The organism is Citrobacter sp. Awk 2 (genome assembly GCF_028069815.1).
In the GTDB taxonomy this organism is placed as follows: Bacteria; Pseudomonadota; Gammaproteobacteria; order Enterobacterales; family Enterobacteriaceae; genus Citrobacter.
This window is the reverse complement of record NZ_JANEWL010000147.1, coordinates 1-6,942: the sequence shown is the minus strand read 5'-3', so window position 1 is coordinate 6,942 and position 6,942 is coordinate 1. Positions and strand designations below refer to the sequence as shown.

The following is a 6,942-nucleotide window of genomic DNA, read 5'->3' as shown; positions in this document are numbered from 1 at the left end:
TAATAATATTTCTACTGTCGCTAGTATTTATTCATAAAATTCACAAGTGATACATCTTCTATTCATTAAATTCGCAGATCTTTTAAATGCATCACATTTTAGTATCGTCTTAATTGTTCACATCTCCTGCCGAGGCCATTCTGTCAATGCAATCAGCGTGCAAATGAAAATAAAATCAGAAACACGCGGCATTTAATTTTATGTCACGGCGCAAGTATCGCTGGACACATGACTGATAGATAACCATTCTGCTTTCGAGAGAATTTTTTGGAGTATACTATGTCCCTACAAGACAGTGTGAAAACTGAACAAAGGCTAAAAGTCCCGTTTACAAGTTATGATTTGGGTTGGGTTATTCTGTGTATTGGTATGGCAATTGGGGCTGGTATTACATTCATGCCAATCCAGATTGGAGTAAAAGGTATCTGGGTATTTATTGTTGCTATCTTAATCAGCTATATCTGGTCTGTTCTCTGTCGTGTTCAAACCTGGTTTTTCAAAAGAAGCACTGAGTTACATGCTTGATAATATGAAAATATTTGGCATGGGTTATTCGTGGGGAGGATTTGAGAGCCTCGTGGTTCCTTTTAACTGCGCCGACTACAGGACGGCAACAAAATGGAACCCGGAAGGGCTCACCATACGCCTCCAGATAGGTCTGGAGAATGTGGAAGACCTAATGACTGATCTCCGCCAGGGTCTGGATAGACTCAGTGCTTTCAGGTAATTCCACCGACAACATAGACCATCAGTTGGTGGTCTTTGTTTTAGTCTTTCATCCACTGATGATTACTCCTGGCTTGTCTCCGGCTACCTTAACTACAGAGGAAACGCTTATGAGTAACGAAAATACTCAAAAGAGCCGCACAAAAGAGTCCGCTTTGGAAACGAAACCTTTATATGAAAAGCATGGTAAATGGCCGCGCGCGCTAAGTGTGAGCGACCTTACGGCGAATCTGTATGCAGTAAACATGCGTATCAAGGATGCCTGCATAAGAGTGAACAGATCTCCTTCAGAAGTCCGGTTATTGCCGGTATCCAAAACGATGGATACCGATCATATCAGAATGGCCTATAAAGCAGGGTGCCGATATCTTGGCGAAAACAAAATACAAGAAGCCTGGAGTAAAGCTCAAAATCTGTCTGATTTGACCGACCTCCAGTGGTCGATAATAGGACATCTTCAGACAAACAAAGCCAAATACGTCGCTCATTTTGCTTCAGAATTTCAGGCACTTGATAACTTAAGAATTGCTGAAGCACTGGACAAGCATCTTCAGAAAGAGGGTAAGGGCCTGGATGTTTTTGTACAGGTAAATACTTCCGAAGAAGAAAGCAAGTACGGACTTGCTCCCGAAGCTGTGCCTGAATTTATCCAGCATCTTGCCCCTTATCAGACGCTGAGAGTCAAAGGTCTTATGACACTTGCCGAATTCAGTAGTCAGCCAGAAAGAATCAGAATGTGTTTTTCTCGGCTAAGATGCCTGCGTGACCAGCTTCAGAATGACACTCCACAAGGGGCGAACCTGACTGAACTTTCCATGGGGATGTCTGGTGATTTTGAAATAGCGATTGAGGAAGGAGCAACGGTTGTCAGAGTAGGTCAGGCGATATTTGGTGCCCGTGCCCTGCCAGACGAGCATTACTGGCCAAAGGAGTATTAAACAGCGACCATGTCCATTTAGAGGCCAGCACAGGGATAACATATTTCTTCTGGCCTCTTCGTAACTAACGTGGTTCTGTTGGATGTCCTAACAACCTAATTCTGATAGCAGGCCGGTAGCTGTACCAGCCCTGATAACAGATCAGAGTGACCACCCAGATATTGAGTGCCTGCTGATGAAGCCCGCTGTGTGCCATAGCAGACATCTCGGACGTTACGATACGTTAGGTAGCACCCACGTAAGCTACAGGGGTTATACCATGGGATTATGCCAGGAAGTTGAGTTGCTCCAGTGTGGCTTTGAGATCTGCCATTTCTTTTCCGATAAGCGTCTGAAGCGGGAATGGCAAACAGGGGCTCTGCACCCTCCCCAAAATCTCTGCGATACTGGCTATAACACGAAGGCTACCATGACGGCGGTAGAACGCCCAGAGTGGCTCAAGAGGCATGTCCAGTAGACGGGTTGCAGTAGTATCCCCATGTAATGCGACGCGGGTCAGATTCAGCGCATAATGGGGGAACAATCCGCCCAGTACCGAATACCAGATATCACACCCAGCCAGCAATCCCGCCGTCGACTGAGTATCTCCGCTGATCCCCAATGTCACGCCCCGAGCCATCTGACTTTTCAAATGCTCAACACGCTGAACTGCCTGAACCGGATCGGCAGGAAACTCCCCAAGCTTGATGGAGCCAGTATTGTCCAGATATGACAGGGCTATCAGTAGTTCATCACTGAAATCAAACCCTGTGGTTGCAGCATTATCGTAAATGCAAAGCGGAACCGATAACTCTGACGTCACTCGTTCATATAAACGAAAAACTTCTGCGGCGCTAAGTGGCTGATAGGATACAGGGGCAAGCAACACGCCACTGACACCAGCCTGCTGTGCATCTTCAGCCAGTCTCATTACATCATCTGTACGAACTGCGCCAATACTGGTTATTACCGGGATGCCCGAAGCCGCACTGACGGCCAGTTTTGTCGCAGCGAAACGCTGTTCGCGAGTCAGATAGGCGTAGCTACCCGTAGACCCCAGAGCACCAATGGAGTCAACTCCGGCGTCAACCAGATTTTCAATCAGAGTGATAAACCTGCGTTCATCTACATCACCGTTAATCAGGGGAGTCAGCGGAAAAGCGCTCAGACCAGTAAACATAACGATTCCTTTTTCAAATGAAGTCAGGCCTGCCAGCACTGGCCAGGCAGAAGAGTTATCGGGAAAATTTACGGGAGCCCATGACGAGCAGGCTGCCAAGCACAGAAAAAATCCAGAAGGCCATCCTGGGGCGTTCACCACCACGCAGGGCGCCAAAAATCGCGGTGGTCAGCGGCAGAAGACCCAGAAAAACGATTGAGTGGGCAGAGGTCACATGTTGTAACGCCATAGCCGTCAGCAACGGAAAACCGATAATGACGCCCAGGGATACGATGATGAGTGGCACGATCTGCGAGGCTTGCGGACGTTTTTCGCGAAAACCGTAAATCAGCATAATGGCCAGCACACCGGCAATCGACGCTCTCAGGAACGTCAGGAAAAAGGGATCCATATCGAGGACGGCTACGCGAGTAGCCGGTAGTGAGCCACTAAAAATGATGACCCCCAACAGTCCGTTGATCCATCCTGAAACTGAGCTGGGAGCTGTTTTATGTATCACTGTATTCACCACTGCCAACCACACTTTCTATTTGTCGCCCGCAGGCTTGAGCGTTTGTGAGGCGGATGGTACGCTTAACAATTCAATACAATCAAATTATTGTCATAGATACATTTGATGAAAGCACGCTATAAATCCATCGTGGATATGTTCGCAGACAGGATCCAAAACGAAGATATCCCTTCCGGTACGCGTCTGCCGACGCACAGGGCACTCTCTGCGCAGGAACATATCTCTCTGGCTACAGCGACTCGAGTTTACAGCGAACTGGAAGCTATGGGTCTGGTCAGTGGTGAAACAGGAAGAGGGACGTTTGTCAGGGAAATATCATTGCCCTACGGTCACGGGATTGACCAGCATGCTGTGGCCACTGATGTGCTTGATCTGAATTTTAACTATCCATCGCTCCCTGGACAGGGGGAGCTATTACGTGAAGCTCTACGGCAGGTCGCGGCCTCCGGGGATATTGAATCCCATCTGCGTTACCAGCCGCATGCAGGCAGGATGACTGAACGGGAGACTATCGCGGCTCACATTACAGGGCCGGGATTCCAGCCTGAAGCTGAAAATGTGGTGATAGTGAACGGGGCGCAGCACGGACTGACCATTACTGTGATGGGCATGCTGCGACCGGGTGATGTTGTGGCCGTTGATGCACTGACGTATCCCGGTTTTAAAGTACTGGCCGAATTGTACCATCTGGAACTTATTGCCATACCCGCTCTGGCTGATGGCCCGGACTTATCTGCACTGGAAGCGTTATGCCAGAAAAGACATATCAGGGCAGTCTATATATAGTCATGTTTATCTAATTCCAAAACACGATTTGCGTATATGTTTTTCAATGATGGTGCATGTTTTCTTATATCAATTTCATTGTTAACAGTGGTTATGATTAAGCTGTATTTATCACCTTGAATATTTTGCTTTATAGAACAGCATTCAAGCAAGAGTAGTTCACCGACTCTTAACCCATAATTTAGTAATAGTCGAACAATCAAAAAATTACGAAGCTGTATGCGACCATAAGGAAAGGGGTTTAGTACGTTCAAATTTCCAGAAGAGCAGGGTGTAATGATTTTGTATACGCTGGTAACCATCTCTACGGTCATACTTTTAAAATTAGCATTACGCTTTTGAAAAGTAGAAGTTAGCATTCTATAACCATCTTTACGAAGGCTTAGCTGAGTGTACAGCCTAGTAGCCAGGCGAGCTTGTTCCTTTGGTGAGCCATCTTGGTATGCTGGAGATATATATGTACTGATTAAAAATGCTATAAATTTGGCCACAGCATGAACTCGTACCGATGCTGTTCTCTGGTTAGCAGCAGTGGATAAAGGAAGCGGCAATATGTTCGGGGATGAAGATCTCCCATTTTCCAGATACTGAAAGAAATTGGGCATTTCGTCTATGGCTATGGCTGGATCATAAGAGGATGCATGGAAACTATAGCAAAATGTGAACCCATATTTTTGATGCCAGAACTCGTAAAAAAACTTAAGAGCCTGTAGCGAAGCAGACTGCGTAGACAGTGAACGAGTCGATAAATTATCTAGGTGATAGCGGAGTGGGATCAACAATGGCAGACAGGTGACCGTGTCCATCAAAATCCACTGGCGTTTGTGAGCAACACGGAGTTGCATGAGTGAGTACATTATTGGCCTTACATTCACAAGGGATGTGAAGTAACTGTATAATGAACATAAGGAAAGAAAAGGGATGTCGGTCATAAATCTGTAACGTGTTGATTTATTGGGAGGCAGCTGTTGAAGATGAAGTTATTGGATGCTGTAGGATATTTAACATAATATACATTATGCGCACTAACGTCAGGTAACGAGAATTGTAGCTAGATTGGTGCAGTAGTTAGTTCGCATAACAGTTGGATTGTCTTGCGCCCTCTGGTTCAGATTGTGGACTTCTATGGCTAAGCTCTCACTACGTTCGAGGGATTGTGCTCGATGTGATTTCTTCATTCACCTGACCGACATCATCAAAACCTGTTTCGTCTTTTAGCTTGTGCAAGCCTCTGCATTAGCTGGATGTGATTCTGGTTACTGCAAATTGGAACGCTTCTTCTTTGCTTCGGCTATGTGCTCACTTCGGCATTAGTTGATTTTGGAATTCTTCTGATGCGTCAGTCGAGTTCGTCACCTTGGGGAAAGTGATGGATTCACATTTAAAGACTGATATTCGGCTATGCCGATATGCGCAGAGATTCGTTGTACTGCCCAACGTTAAACTTCGTAGCACTGGTGAGATTCCAGTACGCACGCCAATCTTGTTTACAATTTGAAGATTCTAGATACTGACAATTGTTATACAATTTTGGCTGTTGCTGTCCGACCTCCCATAGTGGATGCTCCCAAAGAGCGATGGATAATTTCATCGGTAACAAACGTCTTGGACCAGACGCTAAATTTGTCCATATGGTGAAATGCCATTAGTAATTGTTTTAACTGTACCCAATGATTCAGAGTCTGTCAGCCTTAAGCAAGCTGATGGATTATGAGTGTTAACGGCTTTCCGGTGCACTGGATACAAGCTGTTGGCTTGCTTCGCTTAAAGCAAATGGGATGGAAGGTTCAGGACTAGCTACCCTGCTCTTTCATGGCTCCAAAGCAATTATCATGACATTTCTTTGTTATGAGGGATTGTTATGCGCCTGTATTTTGAAATGTATCGTGTATTAATCGTGCTTTATTTGTGTTCTCAAAGACACTTACTTTTGCATACGTGAAAACTATTGGGACAACCGAACCTCCAGCGTGCAGTTTGTTGGGTGGCAGAGGCCAGTAGTATTCATGCCAAAACGCAATTAACCACTAATCGCAGTACCTTATGTCGAAAACGGATTATGGATAATTGACGCATGAAACAGGATGGGATGGTCAGTACCTTATGCCGAAAACGGATTATGGATAATTGACGCATGAAACAGGATGGGATGGTCAGTACCTTATGCCGAAAACGCATCCTGTCTGATTTACGTATGCAAACTTAATGTGTTTTAGGTGCGTTTACACCAGACACACTTACTTGGCTTGCTTCTTTTCCACTAGCTGCCTTTGCCTTCATTGCTGCCGCATAAGCACTTGCGGTTGCTTTGGCATCTGCCGCTTCCTTTGCTGCTTTCGCTGCGGCCTGTTCTTTTTCTTCCTTGCTCATGCTTTGCATCTTCTGATATTCAGCGTCAGCTTTAGCTTGATTTGTCTCGAGAGATTGCTCCAAAGAAATAATTTCTTTCTTTACCGTTTCATCAACAAGTTGTGCTGCCTGTATCTTTCTTGCATCTATCTGTTCTGGTGATTGGGGTTGAGGTTCTACCGTTAATAGCAAATTAATAGCCGTTTCAGTATCTGAATTATAGCTATCGTAATCACCCTGCACATACTTATCAGCGGCATTTCCTATAAGAGTCTGAACTCTTTGGGTGACATCATCATTCCAGTCATAAGCGTAAGAAATTGAAGTCCATGCGGCAGGAATAATCAAAGCCATTAACTTCCATTTAGAAAGTTTCATTTGTTTTCCTTAGAATTAATTATGGAATGTATAAAAGAAATGGAAGTAAGAATGGGATAGTGCAAATACTTAACTTTAGAGCAGTTCTGGAATAT

At 45.2% G+C, this 6,942-nt stretch carries 4 protein-coding genes and 4 pseudogenes; 4 read left to right on the top strand and 4 right to left on the bottom strand.

The window, feature by feature from the left end; translation table 11 throughout:
- Positions 1-279 precede the first annotated feature (279 nt).
- The 3 genes and pseudogenes from NNO02_RS22035 to NNO02_RS22025 all read left to right on the top strand — a co-directional run.
- A pseudogene (locus tag NNO02_RS22035) lies at positions 280-459 on the top strand (transporter); the annotation flags it as partial.
- Between the two features lies 1 nt (position 460).
- A pseudogene (locus NNO02_RS22030) lies at positions 461-727 on the top strand (PLP-dependent transferase); the annotation flags it as partial.
- Positions 728-836: 109 nt separating this feature from the next.
- Positions 837-1,664: a YggS family pyridoxal phosphate-dependent enzyme gene (locus tag NNO02_RS22025; RefSeq protein ID WP_271455750.1), complete on the top strand. Its 828-nt coding sequence runs from the start codon at positions 837-839 to the stop codon at positions 1,662-1,664.
- Positions 1,665-1,929: 265 nt separating this feature from the next.
- Here the strand turns inward: NNO02_RS22025 and NNO02_RS22020 are convergent, their stop codons facing one another.
- On the bottom strand, positions 1,930-2,823 hold the full coding sequence (locus NNO02_RS22020; protein WP_271455749.1) for a dihydrodipicolinate synthase family protein: 894 nt from the start codon (positions 2,821-2,823) through the stop codon (positions 1,930-1,932).
- Positions 2,824-2,899: 76 nt separating this feature from the next.
- A pseudogene (locus tag NNO02_RS22015) lies at positions 2,900-3,334 on the bottom strand (DMT family transporter); the annotation flags it as partial.
- A 105-nt stretch (positions 3,335-3,439) separates the two neighbouring features.
- Between NNO02_RS22015 and NNO02_RS22010 the strand changes: the two are divergent.
- Positions 3,440-4,114: pseudogene (locus tag NNO02_RS22010) on the top strand (aminotransferase class I/II-fold pyridoxal phosphate-dependent enzyme); the annotation flags it as partial.
- On the opposite strand, the gene NNO02_RS22005 reads toward NNO02_RS22010, so the two are convergent.
- Together NNO02_RS22005 and NNO02_RS22000 are read right to left on the bottom strand one after the other, a co-directional pair.
- Positions 4,111-4,965 (bottom strand): integrase, encoded by an 855-nt coding sequence (locus tag NNO02_RS22005; protein WP_271455748.1) that lies wholly within the window; start codon positions 4,963-4,965, stop codon positions 4,111-4,113. The pseudogene NNO02_RS22010 and the gene NNO02_RS22005 sit on opposite strands and share 4 nt — an antisense overlap.
- Before the next feature lie 1,357 nt (positions 4,966-6,322).
- Positions 6,323-6,847 (bottom strand): hypothetical protein, encoded by a 525-nt coding sequence (locus NNO02_RS22000; protein WP_271442874.1) that lies wholly within the window; start codon positions 6,845-6,847, stop codon positions 6,323-6,325.
- Positions 6,848-6,942: the final 95 nt, after the last annotated feature.